Origin of the sequence: Janthinobacterium sp. Ant5-2-1, assembly GCF_001445815.1 — a bacterium.
Classification (GTDB): domain Bacteria; phylum Pseudomonadota; class Gammaproteobacteria; order Burkholderiales; family Burkholderiaceae_D; genus Janthinobacterium; species Janthinobacterium lividum_E.
Genome location: NZ_LNCE01000078.1, coordinates 33,870 through 50,771, shown reverse-complemented (window position 1 = coordinate 50,771; position 16,902 = coordinate 33,870). Strand labels below are relative to the sequence as shown.

At 60.3% G+C, this 16,902-nt stretch carries 20 protein-coding genes; 16 read left to right on the top strand and 4 right to left on the bottom strand.

Going from position 1 to position 16,902, the window contains the following annotated elements; all coding sequences use genetic code 11:
* Positions 1-152: 152 nt before the first annotated feature.
* Positions 153-575 carry an OsmC family protein gene (locus ASN89_RS23225; protein WP_058050924.1) on the bottom strand — a complete coding sequence of 141 codons (423 nt, stop codon included), beginning with the start codon at positions 573-575 and terminating at the stop codon, positions 153-155.
* Between the two features lie 225 nt (positions 576-800).
* Between ASN89_RS23225 and rplM the strand changes: the two genes are divergently transcribed.
* From rplM to erpA, 5 genes are all read left to right on the top strand, one after another.
* Positions 801-1,229, top strand: coding sequence for a 50S ribosomal protein L13 (rplM, locus tag ASN89_RS23220; RefSeq protein ID WP_010393282.1), 429 nt, complete (start codon positions 801-803; stop codon positions 1,227-1,229).
* A gap of 9 nt (positions 1,230-1,238) precedes the next feature.
* On the top strand, positions 1,239-1,631 hold the full coding sequence (rpsI, locus tag ASN89_RS23215; RefSeq protein ID WP_010393285.1) for a 30S ribosomal protein S9: 393 nt from the start codon (positions 1,239-1,241) through the stop codon (positions 1,629-1,631).
* 170 nt (positions 1,632-1,801) lie between these two features.
* A complete protein-coding gene (gene argC / locus ASN89_RS23210) occupies positions 1,802-2,839 on the top strand; it encodes an N-acetyl-gamma-glutamyl-phosphate reductase (protein ID WP_058050923.1) in 1,038 nt (345 codons plus the stop codon).
* Positions 2,840-2,929: 90 nt separating this feature from the next.
* Positions 2,930-3,319, top strand: coding sequence for a bactofilin family protein (locus tag ASN89_RS23205; RefSeq protein WP_034785332.1), 390 nt, complete (start codon positions 2,930-2,932; stop codon positions 3,317-3,319).
* Positions 3,320-3,417: 98 nt separating this feature from the next.
* Complete coding sequence (gene erpA, locus ASN89_RS23200) at positions 3,418-3,780, top strand: iron-sulfur cluster insertion protein ErpA (RefSeq protein ID WP_029496047.1); 363 nt, start codon at positions 3,418-3,420, stop codon at positions 3,778-3,780.
* A gap of 65 nt (positions 3,781-3,845) precedes the next feature.
* Here erpA and ASN89_RS23195 read toward each other — a convergent pair whose 3' ends face one another.
* Both ASN89_RS23195 and ASN89_RS23190 read right to left on the bottom strand, forming a co-directional pair.
* A complete protein-coding gene (locus tag ASN89_RS23195) occupies positions 3,846-4,940 on the bottom strand; it encodes an anhydro-N-acetylmuramic acid kinase (RefSeq protein ID WP_058050922.1) in 1,095 nt (364 codons plus the stop codon).
* A gap of 123 nt (positions 4,941-5,063) precedes the next feature.
* Positions 5,064-6,431 (bottom strand): M23 family metallopeptidase, encoded by a 1,368-nt coding sequence (locus tag ASN89_RS23190; protein ID WP_034749221.1) that lies wholly within the window; start codon positions 6,429-6,431, stop codon positions 5,064-5,066.
* A gap of 154 nt (positions 6,432-6,585) precedes the next feature.
* On the opposite strand from ASN89_RS23190, the gene tyrS reads away from it, so the two are divergent.
* From tyrS to ASN89_RS23135, 11 genes are all read left to right on the top strand, one after another.
* On the top strand, positions 6,586-7,851 hold the full coding sequence (gene tyrS, locus ASN89_RS23185; RefSeq protein ID WP_034749219.1) for a tyrosine--tRNA ligase: 1,266 nt from the start codon (positions 6,586-6,588) through the stop codon (positions 7,849-7,851).
* Positions 7,848-8,294 (top strand): D-aminoacyl-tRNA deacylase, encoded by a 447-nt coding sequence (dtd, locus tag ASN89_RS23180; RefSeq protein ID WP_046683449.1) that lies wholly within the window; start codon positions 7,848-7,850, stop codon positions 8,292-8,294. The genes tyrS and dtd overlap by 4 nt, the downstream gene beginning before the upstream one ends.
* 33 nt (positions 8,295-8,327) lie before the next feature.
* On the top strand, positions 8,328-8,960 hold the full coding sequence (locus ASN89_RS23175) for a YbhB/YbcL family Raf kinase inhibitor-like protein (protein ID WP_058050921.1): 633 nt from the start codon (positions 8,328-8,330) through the stop codon (positions 8,958-8,960).
* Between the two features lie 3 nt (positions 8,961-8,963).
* Positions 8,964-9,608 carry a histidine phosphatase family protein gene (locus ASN89_RS23170; protein WP_058050920.1) on the top strand — a complete coding sequence of 215 codons (645 nt, stop codon included), beginning with the start codon at positions 8,964-8,966 and terminating at the stop codon, positions 9,606-9,608.
* 107 nt (positions 9,609-9,715) lie between these two features.
* The gene (gene dusB / locus ASN89_RS23165) at positions 9,716-10,756 is read left to right on the top strand and encodes a tRNA dihydrouridine synthase DusB (RefSeq protein ID WP_082654716.1); all 1,041 of its coding nucleotides are present in this window, start codon (positions 9,716-9,718) and stop codon (positions 10,754-10,756) included.
* Between the two features lie 191 nt (positions 10,757-10,947).
* Positions 10,948-11,181 (top strand): helix-turn-helix domain-containing protein, encoded by a 234-nt coding sequence (locus tag ASN89_RS23160; RefSeq protein WP_008445162.1) that lies wholly within the window; start codon positions 10,948-10,950, stop codon positions 11,179-11,181.
* A gap of 105 nt (positions 11,182-11,286) precedes the next feature.
* Positions 11,287-12,873 carry a bifunctional phosphoribosylaminoimidazolecarboxamide formyltransferase/IMP cyclohydrolase gene (purH, locus tag ASN89_RS23155; RefSeq protein ID WP_058050918.1) on the top strand — a complete coding sequence of 529 codons (1,587 nt, stop codon included), beginning with the start codon at positions 11,287-11,289 and terminating at the stop codon, positions 12,871-12,873.
* 126 nt (positions 12,874-12,999) lie between these two features.
* The gene (gene ruvC, locus ASN89_RS23150; RefSeq protein WP_058050917.1) at positions 13,000-13,539 is read left to right on the top strand and encodes a crossover junction endodeoxyribonuclease RuvC; all 540 of its coding nucleotides are present in this window, start codon (positions 13,000-13,002) and stop codon (positions 13,537-13,539) included.
* A 31-nt stretch (positions 13,540-13,570) separates the two neighbouring features.
* Positions 13,571-14,149 (top strand): Holliday junction branch migration protein RuvA, encoded by a 579-nt coding sequence (gene ruvA, locus ASN89_RS23145; protein ID WP_034749203.1) that lies wholly within the window; start codon positions 13,571-13,573, stop codon positions 14,147-14,149.
* A gap of 6 nt (positions 14,150-14,155) precedes the next feature.
* Positions 14,156-15,211, top strand: a complete 1,056-nt coding sequence (gene ruvB, locus ASN89_RS23140) for a Holliday junction branch migration DNA helicase RuvB (protein ID WP_058050916.1) — start codon at positions 14,156-14,158, stop codon at positions 15,209-15,211.
* Positions 15,212-15,234: 23 nt separating this feature from the next.
* Positions 15,235-15,702, top strand: coding sequence for a YaiI/YqxD family protein (locus ASN89_RS23135; RefSeq protein WP_046683529.1), 468 nt, complete (start codon positions 15,235-15,237; stop codon positions 15,700-15,702).
* 51 nt (positions 15,703-15,753) lie between these two features.
* Here the strand turns inward: ASN89_RS23135 and ASN89_RS23130 are convergent, their stop codons facing one another.
* Complete coding sequence (locus ASN89_RS23130; protein ID WP_058050926.1) at positions 15,754-16,893, bottom strand: OmpA family protein; 1,140 nt, start codon at positions 16,891-16,893, stop codon at positions 15,754-15,756.
* Positions 16,894-16,902: the final 9 nt, after the last annotated feature.

The window sequence follows — 16,902 nt, the reverse complement described above, 5'->3', positions numbered from 1 at the left end:
CTGATGGGGTTGATGGGTAAAGTGATGACGAAAACCGCCTATTACATCTGACAGGTCGGGTAGGTCGGATTAGGCCGCCGGCCGTAATCCGACAACATTGTTGGCGCTACCGGTGTCGTCGGATTAGCGGGGCCTTGCCCCGCTAATCCGACCTACTCCTCGATGATTTCGAACGAGTGCGTAATCTCGGCCGTCTTGGCCAGCATGATCGACGCCGAGCAATATTTGTCATGCGACAAGGACACGGCCCGTTCCACGGCCGTCGGTTTCAGGGCCTTGCCCCGCACGGTGAAGTGGAAGTGGATCTTGGTAAATACTTTCGGATCGGTGTCGGCGCGGTCGGCCTTCAGGGTCACTTCGCAGCCACTGACGGCTTCGCGCCCCCGTTTCAGGATCAGCACCACGTCATAGGCGGTGCAGCCGCCCGTGCCCAGCAAGACCATTTCCATGGGGCGTGGCGCCAGGTTGTGGCCGCCGCCATCGGGCGCGCCATCCATGGTCACCAGGTGGCCGGAACCGGTTTCTGCCCGAAAACTCATGCCCGACGGGCCATTCCAGCTGACTTTGCATTCCATCGTACTCTCCGAAAATTGTAAGCGTTTTGTATTGTAATAGAGGAATGCCCATCCATGTGCCGCCCGCCGGCCCGCAGCGGGCCTCGATTGCGGCTTGACGCGGCAAGGCAAAGCCGCTTATACTTGTCGGCTTTCCGTTCGCTCAGGAAAAGTAAATAAGGCAGAGTCCGCACGGCAGCATCGGCGGAACCACCATTTGAGCGTGTAATCTATTAGGAAGTCAACATGAAAACATTTTCCGCTAAAGGACATGAAGTCCAGCGCGATTGGTTCGTGGTTGACGCGACGGACAAAGTCCTCGGACGTGTTGCCAGCGAAGTGGCACTCCGACTGCGCGGCAAACACAAACCAGAATTTACTCCTCACGTCGATACCGGCGACTTTATCGTCGTCATCAACGCAGGCAAACTGCGTGTGACCGGTACCAAAGCTACTGAGAAAATTTACTACCGTCACTCTGGCTATCCAGGCGGCATCTACGAAACCAACTTCCAGAAAATGCAACAGCGTTTTCCAGGTCGCGCGCTTGAGAAAGCGGTCAAAGGCATGCTGCCTAAAGGCCCACTCGGCTACGCAATGATCAAGAAGCTGAAAGTGTACGCGGAAGGTTCCCATCCGCACGCTGCTCAGCAACCTAAAGCACTTGTTCTCTAAGGAACTGACATGATCGGTAATTACAATTATGGAACCGGCCGTCGCAAAAGTGCAGTGGCTCGGGTTTTTATCAAAGTTGGCACAGGCTTGATCGTTGTTAACGGCAAACCAGCAAACGAATACTTTTCGCGCGAAACGGGTCTGATGGTCATCCGTCAACCACTGGAACTGACCGGCAATGTCGAGCGTTTCGACATCAAAGTCAACGTCCATGGCGGCGGTGAGTCGGGCCAGGCTGGTGCAGTTCGTCACGGCATCACCCGCGCTCTGATCGACTACGATGCAGCGTTGAAACCGGAACTGGCGAAAGCCGGCTTCGTGACCCGCGATGCACGTGAAGTCGAGCGTAAAAAAGTTGGTCTGCGCAAAGCACGTCGCGCAAAGCAATTCTCGAAGCGTTAATTTCTACGCTACAGCACCTTTCGGGGTGCTGGTCGAAAAGCCGCTGGACTTTGGTCCCGCGGCTTTTTTGCATTTCAGCGTGACTCTGCGTTGCGCTGTAAAATACGCGGAAAACCCCTATGGGTAGCGTTCCCCCTCATCTTTATGCAATCTATACACAAGGAAAGAACATGATCAAAGTTGGCATCGTCGGCGGCACTGGATACACGGGCGTGGAGTTGCTGCGCTTGCTCGCTACCCATCCAGATGTCGAGTTGACGGCGATTACCTCGCGCAAGGAAGATGGCTTGCCCGTTGCTGACATGTATCCTTCCCTGCGCGGCCATGTCAAACTGGCATTTTCCTCGCCGGACAAGGCGAATCTGGAGCAATGCGACGTGGTCTTCTTTGCCACCCCGCATGGTGTTGCTATGGCGCAAGCACCAGCCTTGCTGGCCGCCGGCGTGAAAGTCATCGACCTGGCCGCCGACTTCCGCCTGAAAGACCAGGCCAAGTTCGAGCAGTGGTACAAGATTCCCCACACGGCCCCTGAATTGATCGAGCAAGCTGTGTATGGCTTGCCGGAACTGAATCGCGCAGACATCAAGCAAGCCAAGCTGATCGCCAATCCCGGTTGCTACCCGACCACCATGCAGCTGGGCTTTTACCCGCTGCTGAAAGCGGGCCTGGTCAACGCGGGCGGCTTGATCGCCGACTGCAAGTCGGGCGTGTCCGGCGCCGGCCGCAAGGCGGAAATCGGCATCCTGTTCTCGGAAAGCAGCGACAGTTTCAAGGCCTACGGCGTGGCCGGCCACCGCCACCTACCGGAAACGACGGCGCAACTGCAGCGTTTCACGGACGAGAAAGTGGCGTTGACCTTCACGCCGCATCTGGTGCCGATGATCCGCGGCATGCATTCGACCCTGTACGCGCAGCTGAACAAGGAGGTCAGCAATGAGGAATTGCAAGCCTTGTTCGAAGAGCAATATAAGGACGAGCCTTTCGTCGACGTGATGCCATTCGGTTCGCACCCGGAAACCCGCTCCACGCGCGGCTCGAACATGCTGCGCCTGGCCTTGCACCGTCCGGAAGGCGGCAATACCGTCATCGTGCTGGTGGTGCAGGACAATCTGGTCAAGGGCGCGTCGGGCCAGGCCGTGCAGTGCATGAACTTGATGTTTGGCTTGAAAGAAACGGCCGGTTTGCAACACATCGCCCTGCTGCCGTAATTATCGGCGCAGGTGCTTGCGCGGGTCCGGCGCCTTTTTGCCGGACCTGTGATAAATTGGACTGCCACCTACCCCGACAGGATGACGTTCATGTTCGAGCGCAACGCGAAAAACCCCATCGACACCTTGATCGGCGCTTCCACGCGGATCGAGGGTGACTTGCTGTTTTGCGGCGGCTTGCGCATCGACGGCCATGTGCGCGGCAATGTCACGGGCGAGCCGGGCGAGCCCACGTATGTGGTGCTGGGCGAGGCGGGCCGCATCGATGGCGAGGTGCGCTGTTCGAGCCTGGTTGTCAGCGGCGAGATCAATGGCCCCGTGTATGTGTCCGAAATGCTTGAAATCCAGCCAAAAGCCCGCATTGTAGGAGAGGTCTATTACAAGGTGCTGGAAATGCACAGCGGCGCATTGGTGCAAGGCAAGCTCAGCCGGCATGACAGCGCCGACCCCGTGCTGCACTTGGCCGTATCGGAAATGTGAGCAGGAACAACACCGTCCAGCCGCATCAGCGGCGGCCGCAGCGCGACTTGCGCCAACAGTCTATAATGACTTAATGTTTTCTAGTAGGAGTGCCTGATATGAATGCCGTCGCTGAAATGCAAGATGTGATCCCTTCCCCTATTATCTTTACCGATAGCGCCGCTGAAAAAGTCGCGCAGCTGATCGAAGAAGAAGGCAATCCCGACCTGAAATTGCGCGTCTTCGTGCAAGGCGGCGGCTGCTCCGGTTTCCAGTATGGCTTCACCTTCGACGAAATCGTCAACGAAGATGACACCACCATGGTCAAGAACGGCGTCCAGCTGTTGATCGATTCCATGAGCTACCAGTACCTGGTCGGCGCGGAAATCGACTACAAGGATGACCTGGAAGGCGCGCAGTTCGTGATCAAGAATCCGACAGCAACGTCGACCTGCGGTTGCGGTTCGTCTTTCTCCGTTTAAGTACTAAACTGGGCAAGTAAGAAAATAGCGGATCATCGATCCGCTATTTGTGTTTCTGCGCCCGCTTAGCTCGGGTACAATGCGCCCAGTACCCTCAGCCCCTGCGCGCCCGTCACGGCTGGCAAGTTGCCCGGCTTGCGCTGTGTAAAACGCCAGGCCAGCCACGCAAAGGCCAGCGCCTCGACCTGGCTGGGCGCCACGCCCAGCACTTCTGTCGATTCCACCGCCATGCCCGGCAATGCACGGGCCAGCGCCGCCATCAGGCTGGCGTTTTGCGCGCCGCCGCCACACACATACACGGTTTCCGCCTGCGCCCCGTCGCGTAGGATGGCGTGCGCCAGACTGGCGGCCGTCAGTTGGGTCAAGGTCGACTGCACGTCGGCGGGCAGGGCGGCTGGATAATTGGCCAGCTTGGCGCTCAGCCAGTCAGCATGGAACAGGTCGCGGCCCGTGCTTTTCGGCGCCGGCAAGTCAAAATACGGTTCATTGAGCAAGTCTGTCAGCAAGGCGGGGATGACCTGGCCCGTGGCGGCCCAGGCGCCGTTGGCGTCGTAGGGCTGGCCCAGGTGCTGCAAGACCCAGCCATCCATCAATGCATTGCCGGGGCCCGTGTCGTAGCCTGTCACCTTGCCGTCCGCGTGCAACACGCTGATATTGCTGATGCCGCCGATATTGGCCAGCACGCGCGTGTGGCCGGGCAGATTGAAAATGGCCTGGTGAAAGGCGGGCACCAGTGGCGCGCCCTGGCCGCCTGCCGCCACGTCGCGGCTGCGCAAGTCGGCGATGACGTCGATGCCTGTCAGTTCTGCCAGCAGGGCCGGGTTGTTCAACTGGCGCGTAAAGCCCAGCTCGGGGCGGTGGCGGATGGTCTGGCCATGCGCGCCGATGGCGGTGACGGCGTCCGGGCCGATGCCCGCGTTGCTCAGGAGCTGGGCGACGCAGTCGGCGTAATGGCGCACGAGCTGATTTGCCGCCAGTGCTTCGCGTTCGATTTCATTCTGGCCGGCACTTTGCAAGGCCATCAGGTCGTCGCGCAGGCTGGCGGGAAAGGGAATGTAGGCGTCGCCGAGGCTGCGCGTGCCGCCATCGTCGGAAAAGTCGACCAGCGCGCCGTCAACGCCATCGAGGCTGGTGCCAGACATCAGGCCGATATACAGCATGGGTTTTCCTTGAGTGCGTAAGTGATGGTGTGCATTGTGCCGCATTTTCCTGTGCACATAAAACAAAGGCACCGGCCATCTGCATGGGCGGTGCCTTTATATGTTGCCCGGAGGCAGTGTTGCTTAGCGCGAAGCCAGTGCCGTGTCGTTCGGACGCAGCAGGGTGAAGCGGTGCATCATGTCGGCCGACACCATGCGGAAGCGGCTCAGCTCGGCGGCCGTCAATGGCGCCTGGGCTTGTACGTTCAGCTTGCTTGGATCTTGTGCCACGCCGCCGACGCGGAATTCATAGTGCAAATGCGCGCCCGTGGACCAGCCGGTGGTGCCGACGTAGCCGATCACATCGCCCTGGCTGACTTTTTGACCTTTTTTCAGGCCCGAAGCGAAGCGGCTCATGTGGGCGTAGGCGGTGCTGTAGTTGGCCCAGTGTTTCAGGACAACAACATTGCCATAGCCGTTCTGGCTGCCGACGGAATCGACCACGCCATCGCCCGAAGCGCGGATAGGCGTACCCGTTGCTGCAGCGAAATCGATGCCCTTGTGCGCTTTCCAGTTGCCGGAAATCGGGTGCACGCGCATGGAGAAGCCGGATGAGATACGGGAAAATTCGAGGGGGGATTTCAGGAAGGCTTTTTTGAGGGACTTGCCGTCGAAACTGTAGTAACCGCCACCTTGCTTGCTGGCTGGGTCTTCGAACCAAACGGACTGGTAAGTCGTGCCGCGGTTGGTGAATTCACCGGCCAGGATGCGGCCCGCTCGGACAAATTCGCCATCTTGCCAGAATGTTTCGTAGACAACATTGAACGAGTCGCCGCGTTTCAGGTCGGAGCGGAAGTCGATATTGGTGGAGAACATTTCCACGATTTGCGCGGAAATCGAGTCTGGCAGGCGGGTGCCGTCCAGGCTGGAGTCGGTGGCGGCGAACAGGGTGGAGGTAATCTTGCGCGCGTGCATTTCAACGCGGCGTTCCAGCTGGGCTGCCACTTCCGTGGCCACGAACTTGTCGCCCTTGCGGGTGATCAGGATGTTCTTGACCGATTTGTCCGTGCCGTCGACGAGGGTGGCGCGCATCCAGTTGAGGTCGCCGTTTTCGGTGGTTTGCGCTTGTACGCGCTTGCCCGATTTCAGCAACATCACGCCGCGCGCGATCTTGTCGGTTTTAATGAAATTGGCGGCCGCCTGATCATCCACGCCGAGACGGGTCAGCAGGGTGGCGAGGGTATCGCCAGCGCGGACTTTTTCTTCGTGGGTGAAATTCTGGTCTACCTGTTCCATCGCGGAAATTTGCGAGGCAAGATCAGGCATTTCCAGGTTTTGGGCGATGGACGTGACCGGCAGGTCCGATGCGTCGGGCGCCATAGGCGACACAGCGACCGCGCCGAAGGCGGCCACGGCGAGCAGCACCGCGGACGCACCAATAATGCGTGCCTTGCGGGTCGTCGTCAGCTGTGTGTACAAGCGTGAGCCTGTGATTTTATGTATAGGGTTCATGCAATCAGTTAAAATTTGCCCTTGAACGTGACCTGAGCTAGCGCTCTTTGTTATTGTTATTTTGATTCGTTTTCATACGGCAAGATTGATGGGATCGAGCATTATAGCAAACTCCGCAAACCTACTACCATTTTGAGATCTACAGTCAAATTTTATGGAAATCAACACCACCGCATCGCCTACAAAGGCTAACGCCGCTCAGACCGCGCTTCCGCTGTCTGACAGAGTACAAGAAGCCCTCGCGATTACCAAGCGTGGCGTCGACGAACTATTGATCGAAAGCGAATTTGCGCAAAAATTAGCGCGCTCCGAGAAAACCGGTGTTCCGCTGCGCATCAAACTGGGCCTGGACCCGACCGCACCCGACTTGCATCTGGGCCACACTGTCGTGCTGAACAAGATGCGCCAGCTGCAAAACCTCGGCCATCAAGTCATTTTCCTCATTGGCGACTTCACGTCCATGATCGGCGACCCTTCGGGCCGCAACGTCACGCGCCCGCCATTGACCAAGGAACAGATCGAGATTAACGCGATGACGTATTTCGCGCAAGCATCTTTAGTGTTGGACGCCAGCAAGACGGAAATTCGCTATAACTCCGAGTGGTGTGATCCGCTGGGCGCACGCGGCATCATCCAGCTCGCTTCCCACTACACGGTGGCGCGCATGATCGAGCGCGACGATTTTACCAAGCGCTTCCAGGGCGGCATTCCTATTTCCGTCCATGAATTTCTGTACCCGCTGATGCAAGGTTACGACTCGGTGGCCCTGAAATCGGACCTGGAACTGGGCGGCACGGACCAGAAGTTCAACCTGCTGGTGGGCCGCGAACTGCAAAAGCAGTACGGACAGGAGCAGCAGTGTATTTTGACCATGCCGCTGCTGGAAGGTTTGGACGGTGTGGAAAAAATGTCCAAGTCGAAGAATAACTACATCGGCATCACGGAACCGGGCAACACCATGTTCGCCAAGCTGATGAGCATTTCCGACGTCATGATGTGGCGCTACTACGAGCTGCTGTCGTGGCGTTCGATCGCCGAACTGGCCCAGCTGAAGCGCGAAGTCGAGGAAGGCCGCAATCCGCGCGATGCCAAGGTTGCGCTGGCGCAAGAGATCGTTGCCCGCTTCCACTCGCAGCAGGCGGCCGAAGATGCGCTGGCCGACTTCGTCAACCGCTCGAAGGGCGGCATTCCCGACGATATCCCGGAAGTGAGCCTCGCTGGCGCACCGCTGGGGATTCCGCAATTGCTCAAGCAAGCTGGCCTGTGCCCGTCCACATCGGAAGCCATGCGCAAGATTGACCAGGGCGGCGTGCGTATCGACGGCACCGTCATCAGCGACAAGGGCTTGCAAGTGGAAGCCGGCCAGTTCGTGTTGCAAGTTGGCAAGCGCAGCTTTGCGCGCGTCACCTTGACGGCATGATCGCGCTGCTGCAAAGAGTGACGCAGGCGAAAGTCGACGTTGCTGGCGCCACCATCGGCGCCATCGACGCCGGGCTGATGGTGCTCGTGTGCGCCGAGCGGGGCGATACGGAGAAGGAAGCGGACGCCCTGCTGGCCAAGCTGCTCGGCTACCGCGTGTTTGCCGACGAGGCGGGCAAGATGAACCGCAGCGTGACGGACGTGGCCGGCGGCTTGCTGCTGGTGCCGCAGTTTACCCTGGCGGCCGACACCAAGTCCGGCACGCGCCCGTCGTTTACGCCGGCGGCCGCGCCGCAGGACGGCTTGCGCCTGTTCACGCATTTCGTGGACCAGGCACGCAGCCGCCATGCGACCGTGCAAACGGGGCAGTTCGGCGCCGACATGCAAGTGTCGCTGACGAACGACGGCCCCGTCACGTTCTGGCTGCAAGTGAATGCCAAATAAGCGCAAAGCAATAACTATAAAAAGGAGCAAGCGATGAAATTGTGGAGCGAGACGTTTCGTGATGGTGGCCTGATGCCGGCCGGTAATGCCTTTGCCGAGATCGATCCGGCCAGCCGCGTGCGCCTCGCCGCTAATCGCAATCCCCATCTGGCCTGGGACGAGGTGCCCAACGGCACCGAGTCGCTGGCCCTGTTCTGCATCGACCCCGATGCGCCGCAGGATGCCAGCCTGGCCAACCGCGATGACAAGGCCCTGTCGCTGACGGCGCTGCGCGGCGACTTTTATCACTGGAGCTTGCTCGATATTCCCATCAGCATGCGCGTGATTGCCGCCGGAGAATTTTCCAGCGGCATCACGCCGCGCGGCAAGGCTGCCGGTCCTGGTCTGCGCCAGGGCGTCAACGACTACACGGGCTGGTTTGCCGACGATGCCGCCATGGCCGGCGATTACTACGGCTATGATGGCCCGTGCCCGCCGTGGAATGACGAGCGCATCCACCACTATATTTTCCGCCTGTACGCGCTCGACGTGCCGCAGCTGGCCTTGCCCGAGCGTTTCACGGGGCAGCAAGCGTATGCCGCCCTGTACGGCCACATCCTCGACGAAGCCCAGCTCGTCGTCGCCTATTCGCTCAATCCCGAGTTGGCACTTACCCTGAAGAAATAAAGCATGAGCACCACGATTTTACTGATACGCCATGGCGAGACGGCCTGGAATGCGGGCCGCCGCCTGCAAGGCCATATCGACATCGCCTTGAACGAGGCGGGTCTGGCGCAAGCTTCCGCGCTGGGACAGGCGCTGGCGGACGAACCGCTGGCCGCGATCATCGCCAGCGATCTGCAGCGCGCGCGGCAGACGGCGCAAGCCGTGGCCGACGTGAAAGATTTACCCGTGCAAACGGATCCCTTGCTGCGCGAGCGCTGCTACGGCGCTTTCGAAGGCTTGCTGTATGCGGACATTGCCACGCGCTATCCGCATGAGTATGCGCAATGGCAATCGCGCCAGATCGACGCCGTGATGCCGTCGGGCGAGCGCCAGGCCGAAAGTTTCCGCCAGTTTTATGCGCGCGCGAATGGCGCCATCGCCCGCTGGGCCGAACAATATGACGGCCAGACCATCGGCATCGTGGCGCACGGCGGCGTGCTCGAGTGCGCTTACCGCGAGGCGGTCGGCATGACGCTCGACAGTCCGCGCGACTTCCAGGTGAAAAATGCCAGCGTCAACCGTTTCTCATACGTGGACGGCAAGCTGCATTTAGTGCACTGGGGAAATATCGAACACCTGAGCGCGCCCGCGATGGACGAGCTGGGCTAAGCGGCCCCATCGTCACTCTGACGCACTGAGCCAAAAAAATAGTGCTTATTAAATAGGCAGGGAATCGGTTAAAATAGCAGGTTCCTCCGTCCATTCCAGGTTCCTCAGTGCAAATCGGCCCTCACATTCTGCGCAACAACGTTTTCGTCGCTCCCATGGCGGGCGTGACGGATCGGCCTTTCCGCCAGTTGTGCAAGCAGTTGGGTGCCGGTTACGCCGTGTCGGAGATGGCGGCGTCGAATCCGCGCCTGTGGGCAACGGAAAAAAGCTCGCGCCGCACGGACCACGAAGGCGAAATGGAGCCGAAAGCCGTGCAGATCGCCGGCGCCGATCCGCAAGACCTGGCCGACTGCGCCAAGTTCAATGTGGACCGGGGTGCGCAGATCATCGACATCAACATGGGTTGCCCCGTGAAAAAGGTGTGCAACAGCTGGTGCGGTTCGGCCCTGTTGCAAGATGAAAGCCTGGTTGAAAAGATTTTGCACGCCGTCGTCAACGCCGTTGACGTGCCCGTCACCCTGAAATTTCGCACGGGCTGGAACCGTTCCAACAAGAATGCCCTGACCATCGCCCGCATCGCCGAGCAAGCCGGTATCCAGATGCTGACCTTGCACGGCCGCACGCGCGCCGATGGCTACAAGGGCGATGCCGAATATGAAACCATTGCCGCCGTGAAAGCGTCGGTAGGCATCCCCGTGGTGGCCAATGGCGACATTACCAGCCCGGAAAAGGCCCGCTTTGTGCTCGATCAAACGGGCGCTGATGCCGTCATGATCGGCCGCGCGGCGCAGGGCCGGCCGTGGATTTGCCGCGAAATCGACCATTTCCTGCGCACCGGCACCTTGCTGCCGGCGCCATACGTGGATGAAGTGCGCAGCCTGATGGACGAGCATTTGCGCGCCCATTACGCGTTTTATGGCGAATTTCTCGGCGTGCGCACGGCGCGCAAGCACATCGGCTGGTACGTCAAGGATCTGGAAGGCGGCGAAGCGTTCCGCCAGCAAATGAACTTGCTGGAATCGACGGACGCGCAATTGCTGGCCGTCGATCAATTTTTTGAGTCGCAATGGAAATTTGGCGAACGGTTACAATACCGCCTCTCCGAATCCAGTGAAAGTGGCTTGATAGAAGTGGCCACGGCAGCATGAGCAGATAGCAAGGCAGTTGTATAAGTTACAAGCAATAGTGATCAGCAAGAGTGATAAGAAGTACAAGGGCGAGCGCCTATACAGAGCGTCATGCAATATTAATTACAACACCGAGGCAAGAGGGCAGCACGCGGACCGCAGGAGCGACGCGGCGCCGGATGGCCAGGTGTTCAGCCGGTTGAAGCATACAAATGAGCAAAGAAAGCATTCAGGAAGTCGTACAGAAAAGTCTAGAAGATTACTTCAATGACCTGGGCGAACAGCAAGCATCGAATATCTACGACATGGTCGTGCTGACCGTGGAAAAGCCCATCCTGGAAGTCGTGATGACACGCGCCGATGGCAACCAGTCGCACGCCGCGCAGATGCTGGGCATCAACCGCAATACCCTGCGCAAGAAATTGCAGGAGCACGGTTTGCTGTAATGCCGGCATGCAAGTGACGCCAAGATTTGAATCCGCCGCAGCAGTCTTCGCCTGAAGACTGAACTGCGCCATTCGCCAAGAACACTTAACCACCTAGCCACAGCCATGATCAAACAAGCTCTCCTCTCCGTTTCCGACAAGACCGGCGTTCTCGAATTCGCCCGCGCCCTGTCCGCCCTCGGCGTCAACCTCCTGTCCACGGGCGGCACCGCCAAATTGCTGGCAGACAACGGTGTTCCTGTCACGGAAGTTGCCGATTACACGGGTTTCCCGGAGATGCTCGATGGCCGTGTGAAAACCCTGCACCCGAAAGTACACGGCGGTATCCTGGCGCGCCGCGATTTCCCTGAGCACATGTCGAAACTGGTCGAGCACGACATGCCGACCATCGACATGGTGGTGGTCAACCTGTACCCGTTCCAGGGCACGGTCGCCAAGGCCGATTGCACCCTGGAAGACGCGATCGAAAACATCGATATCGGCGGCCCGACCATGCTGCGTTCGGCGGCCAAGAACCACAAGGACGTGGTTGTCATCTGCGATCCGACCGACTACGACGTGGTACTGGCGGAAATGCGTGCGGCCGACGGCAAGGCAGGCGATGTCAGCTACGACACCAAGTTCATGCTGGCGAAAAAAGTCTTTGCGCACACGGCGCAATACGATGGCGCCATCACCAACTACCTGACCAGCCTGGGGCCGACGAAAGTGCACGCCGAGCGCGGCGCTTACCCGCAAATCCTGAACGTGGCCTTTGAAAAAGTGCAAGACATGCGCTACGGCGAGAACCCGCACCAGAGCGCCGCCTTCTACCGCGACCTCGTCGCCACCGATGGCGCGCTGGCCAACTACCGCCAGCTGCAAGGCAAGGAATTGTCGTACAACAACATCGCCGATGCTGATGCGGCCTGGGAATGCGTGAAGAGCATGGGCGGCTTCGAGCAAAGCGCCGCCTGCGTCATCGTCAAGCATGCGAACCCATGCGGCGTGGCCCTGGGCAAGAATGCGGCGGAAGCGTATGCGCGCGCCCTGCAGACGGACCCGACCTCGGCATTTGGCGGCATCATCGCCTTCAACACGGAACTCGACGGCGCCACGGCCGGCGAAATCGCCAAGCTGTTCGTCGAAGTGCTGATCGCCCCGTCGTTCTCCGCCGAAGCGAAACAGATTCTGTCGAGCAAGCAAAACGTGCGCATGCTGGAAATCCCGCTGGGCAGCGGCGTGCACGCCATGGACTTCAAGCGCGTTGGTGGCGGCTTGCTGGTGCAATCGCCGGACGCGAAAAACGTCGGTATCGGCGACTTGCGCGTGGTCAGCAAACTGCAGCCAACGCCGCAGCAACTGGCCGACCTGATGTTCGCCTGGAAAGTGGCGAAATTCGTCAAATCGAACGCCATCGTCTTCTGCGGCAATAACATGACCCTGGGCGTGGGCGCTGGCCAGATGAGCCGTATCGACTCGGCCCGCATCGCTTCCATCAAGGCGCAAAACGCAGGCCTGTCGCTGACCGGTTCCGTCGTGGCGTCGGACGCCTTCTTCCCGTTCCGCGACGGCCTCGACGTCGTCGTCGACGCGGGCGCGACCTGCGTCATCCACCCGGGCGGCTCCATGCGCGACCAGGAAGTGATCGATGCGGCGGACGAGCGCGGCGTGGTCATGCTGTACACGGGTACGCGTCACTTCCGTCATTAATATCGATGGAGAAAGTAGGTCGGATTACGCGTACCGCTAATCCGACCTACAACTACTCTAAAAAGTACTCAGCGGCAGGCATCGGTTATTCACCGGTGCCTGCCGTATTCATTATAGAATCTGGCGATGATTATTCTTGGCATCGATCCTGGCTTGCGCACCACCGGCTTTGGGGTCATTGAAAAACACGGCAACAAGCTGCGCTATATCGCGTCGGGAACCGTCAAGACGGGTTCCGAAGGGGAATTGCCGCCGCGCCTGAAGGTCATCCTGCGGGGCGTGAGCGAAATCGTCGGCACCTACCAGCCCGATTGCGCGGCCATCGAAAAAGTGTTTGTCAACGTCAATCCCCAATCGACCTTGCTGCTGGGCCAGGCGCGTGGCGCGGCCATTTGCGCCCTCGTCCATGCCGACCTGTCGGTGGCCGAATACACGGCGTTACAAGTGAAACAGGCCGTCACGGGTCACGGCAAGGCGGCCAAGGAGCAGGTGCAGGAAATGGTGTCGCGGCTGCTGTCCTTGCCCGGCTTGCCCGGCACGGATGCGGCCGACGCGCTGGGCGTGGCCATTTGCCACGCCAACAGCATTGACGCGCTGGCCATGCTCGGCGCGCTGGCGCCACAACTGCAGGGCTTGCGCATGAAGCGCGGCCGTTTAGTTGGATAATCACTCTGAAATTTAACATTAGGAACACGCGATGATAGGCCGTCTCTCCGGTATTTTGCTTGAAAAGAATCCGCCACAATTGCTGGTCGATTGCCAGGGCGTCGGCTATGAAGTCGACGTGCCGATGAGCACCTTTTACAACTTGCCCCACGTGGGCGAAAAAGTCGTGCTGTTCACGCACCAGGCCATCCGCGAAGACGCGCACCTGCTGTTTGGCTTCGGCAATGCGGCCGAGCGGGCAGTATTCCGCCAGTTGATCAAGATCACGGGCGTGGGCGCGCGCATGGCGCTGTCGATTCTTTCCGGCATGACGATTGCCGACCTGGCCCAAGCCATCACCCTGCAGGATTCCGGCCGTTTGGTCAAAGTGCCGGGCATCGGCAAGAAGACGGCCGAGCGCCTGTTACTGGAATTGAAGGGCAAGCTGGGGGCCGATATCGGCGCCGGCGGCGCGCATGCGGCGCCGGACGCGCAATCGGATATCCTCAACGCGCTGGTCGCGCTCGGCTATTCGGACAAGGAAGCGCTGGCCGCCGTGAAGAACGTGCCGGCCGGTACGGGCGTGTCGGACGGCATCAAACTGGCGCTGAAAGCGCTGTCGAAAGGCTGATAGGGCATGAGCATCCAGACCGACAGCTTCACGGAACAGCGCATCATCGACGCGGCGCCCATCTCGCACAACGAAGAGGCGATCGAACGGGCCTTGCGTCCCAAGCAGCTCGATGAGTATGTAGGGCAGGAAAAGATCCGCGACCAGCTCGAGATTTTCATCACGGCCGCGCGCCAGCGCAAGGAAGCGCTCGACCATACCTTGCTGTTCGGCCCGCCTGGCCTGGGCAAGACGACCCTGGCGCACATCATCGCGCGCGAAATGGGCGTCAATCTGCGCCAGACTTCCGGCCCCGTGCTCGAGCGCCCGGGCGACCTGGCTGCGATTCTGACGAACCTGGAAGCGAACGACGTCCTGTTCATCGATGAAATCCATCGGCTGTCGCCGGTCGTCGAGGAAATTTTATATCCGGCGCTTGAGGATTATCAAATCGATATCATGATCGGCGAAGGCCCGGCCGCCCGTTCCGTGAAGCTTGATCTGCAACCGTTTACATTAGTTGGCGCCACGACGCGCGCCGGCATGCTGACCAACCCGCTGCGCGACCGCTTCGGCATTGTCGCGCGCCTGGAGTTTTACAACACGGGCGAACTGACGAAGATCGTCACGCGCAGCGCGGCCTTGCTGAAAGCGCCCATCGACCCGGAAGGCGCGATTGAAATCGCCCAGCGCGCCCGCGGCACGCCCCGCATCGCCAACCGTTTGCTGCGCCGCGTGCGCGATTTCGCGGAAGTCAAAAGCAATGGCGAGATCACCAAGGTGGTGGCCGACCGCGCGCTGGCCATGCTCGACGTCGATTCCGCCGGCTTCGACGTGATGGACCGCAAGTTGCTTGAAGCCGTGCTGTTCAAGTTCGGCGGCGGCCCCGTCGGCATTGGCAACCTGGCGGCGGCCATCGGCGAAGCGGCCGATACCATCGAAGACGTGCTGGAACCGTATCTGATACAGCAAGGTTTCCTGCAGCGCACGCCGCGCGGCCGTGTCGCCACGCCGGCCGCCTATTTGCACTTCGGCGTCAGCGCGCCGCGCATGGGCCCGGGCGGCGAAACGTGGGAACTATGATGGCGCAAGAGGGTATGCCGGGCATGCAGATATGGATCGACGCGGACGCCTGTCCCGTCGTCATCAAGGAAATTTTGTACCGGGTCGCCGACCGCCTGGAGTTGCCGCTCACTCTGGTGGCCAACCAGGGCTTGCGCGTGCCGCCCTCGCGTTTCATCCGCACCGTGCAAGTGCCGTCCGGCGCCGACGTGGCCGACCAGGAAATCGTGCGGCTGTTGAATCCCGGCGACCTGGTCATCACGGGCGACATCCCGCTGGCCGCCGACGTGCTGACCAAGGGCGGTTTTGCGCTCAATCCGCGCGGCGAGTTCTACACGAAGGACAATATCGCCCAGCAACTGACGATGCGCGCCTTCATGGAAGAATTGCGCAGCGGCGGCGTGGACACGGGCGGCCCGGCCGCCTTCAGCCAGTCCGACCGGCAACAGTTTGCCAATAGCCTGGACCGGCACTTGAGCAAGCATCACCGCAAGCCGACTCCGGCGCAGTAATCCGCGGACGTAAAAAAACCGGCGCAAGCCGGTTTTTTTTGCGCATGAAACTTAACGCATGACTTTTTTCGTGCCCACCACTTCCACCGTCACGCGGCGGTTCTTGGCGCGGCCGGCGGCACTTGTGTTGTCGGCCACCGGCTGCGTTTCTCCCTTGCCTTCCGTGTAGACACGGTTCGTTTCCACGCCTTGCGCCACCAGATAGGCCTTGACGGCTTCGGCGCGGCGTTGCGACAGTTTCTGGTTGTAGGCGTCAGGGCCGACGGCATCCGTATGGCCGACCGTGACGATCACTTCCAGATCCATGCCCGTCAATTGACCGAGCAGCTGGTCCAGCGCCGCCTTGCCTTGTGGCTTGAGCGTCGATTGATCGAAATCAAACAGCGCTTCAGAGGCAAACGACACTTTTTCCGACACGGGGGCCGGTGCGGGCTTGGCTTCGATCAACGGTGGCGCCATCGTGACGACGGGCGCTGCTTCTGGCGCAGGCTGGTAGGCTGGCGTGGCGCTGGCCGGGCGGCCCAGTTTGTACACGAGGCTGACGGAATACAGGTCCGCATCGCCGCGGTTGCCAACGGCGTCGTTCAGGCGATAGCGCTCGACTTCGCCGCGCAGGGCCAGCGCTTCGCTGAACTTGTATTCCAGGCCCAGGCCCACCTTGGCGTTGAGCTTGCGCTCGCTGGCATGGGTATTGGTCGAGCCCAGCAGGCGGTTGCCGCTGAATTCCGTGTTGGTCTTGGTGTAGTGCATGCCGACACGGCCCAGCAAAGACAGGCGCTGCGACAGCGGCAGCTGACCCAGCAAGTCCAGGTTCACGCCGCGAAAGGCCGCTTGTCCGTTCAGCACGCCGTTGCCGCTGGTGGTCGACTTGAAGTCGAACTTGCCCAGGTCAAAGTAGCCCGCTTCCACGGCGAAATACTGGTTCAGTTGGCGGCCGACAAACAGTTTATAGCCGGTGTCGCGCTGGTCCTTGCTGAAACCGGTGACGCTTTCGCCGTTGGCGGCCAGGCTGGCGCGCAGGCGCGGCTCGTCGATGTTGGCGCGCGACTGGCCCACGCCCGCGCCGATGTACCAGGCGCTGTTGGCCCAGTCCGGGTTGATGAAGGTGTTGTCCTGCGCCTGCGCCGGTTGCGCCGCCAGCAAGGCGCCGGTCATGACGCTCAGGGCGCCCAGTGTGTGTGCGATAGTCATGGTCATGTC

Coding starts and splice junctions, on each gene's coding strand:
- ASN89_RS23170 (WP_058050920.1), top strand. CDS start 8,964: ATGAGCACCACGATTTTACTGATACGCCATGGCGAGACGGCCTGGAAT.
- ASN89_RS23190 (WP_034749221.1), bottom strand. CDS start 6,431: ATGAACCCTATACATAAAATCACAGGCTCACGCTTGTACACACAGCTG.
- purH (WP_058050918.1), top strand. CDS start 11,287: ATGATCAAACAAGCTCTCCTCTCCGTTTCCGACAAGACCGGCGTTCTC.
- rpsI (WP_010393285.1), top strand. CDS start 1,239: ATGATCGGTAATTACAATTATGGAACCGGCCGTCGCAAAAGTGCAGTG.
- ruvA (WP_034749203.1), top strand. CDS start 13,571: ATGATAGGCCGTCTCTCCGGTATTTTGCTTGAAAAGAATCCGCCACAA.
- ASN89_RS23225 (WP_058050924.1), bottom strand. CDS start 575: ATGGAATGCAAAGTCAGCTGGAATGGCCCGTCGGGCATGAGTTTTCGG.
- tyrS (WP_034749219.1), top strand. CDS start 6,586: ATGGAAATCAACACCACCGCATCGCCTACAAAGGCTAACGCCGCTCAG.
- ASN89_RS23205 (WP_034785332.1), top strand. CDS start 2,930: ATGTTCGAGCGCAACGCGAAAAACCCCATCGACACCTTGATCGGCGCT.
- ASN89_RS23160 (WP_008445162.1), top strand. CDS start 10,948: ATGAGCAAAGAAAGCATTCAGGAAGTCGTACAGAAAAGTCTAGAAGAT.
- erpA (WP_029496047.1), top strand. CDS start 3,418: ATGAATGCCGTCGCTGAAATGCAAGATGTGATCCCTTCCCCTATTATC.
- ASN89_RS23130 (WP_058050926.1), bottom strand. CDS start 16,893: ATGACTATCGCACACACACTGGGCGCCCTGAGCGTCATGACCGGCGCC.
- ASN89_RS23175 (WP_058050921.1), top strand. CDS start 8,328: ATGAAATTGTGGAGCGAGACGTTTCGTGATGGTGGCCTGATGCCGGCC.
- ASN89_RS23195 (WP_058050922.1), bottom strand. CDS start 4,940: ATGCTGTATATCGGCCTGATGTCTGGCACCAGCCTCGATGGCGTTGAC.
- dtd (WP_046683449.1), top strand. CDS start 7,848: ATGATCGCGCTGCTGCAAAGAGTGACGCAGGCGAAAGTCGACGTTGCT.
- ASN89_RS23135 (WP_046683529.1), top strand. CDS start 15,235: ATGCAGATATGGATCGACGCGGACGCCTGTCCCGTCGTCATCAAGGAA.
- argC (WP_058050923.1), top strand. CDS start 1,802: ATGATCAAAGTTGGCATCGTCGGCGGCACTGGATACACGGGCGTGGAG.
- ruvB (WP_058050916.1), top strand. CDS start 14,156: ATGAGCATCCAGACCGACAGCTTCACGGAACAGCGCATCATCGACGCG.
- rplM (WP_010393282.1), top strand. CDS start 801: ATGAAAACATTTTCCGCTAAAGGACATGAAGTCCAGCGCGATTGGTTC.
- ruvC (WP_058050917.1), top strand. CDS start 13,000: ATGATTATTCTTGGCATCGATCCTGGCTTGCGCACCACCGGCTTTGGG.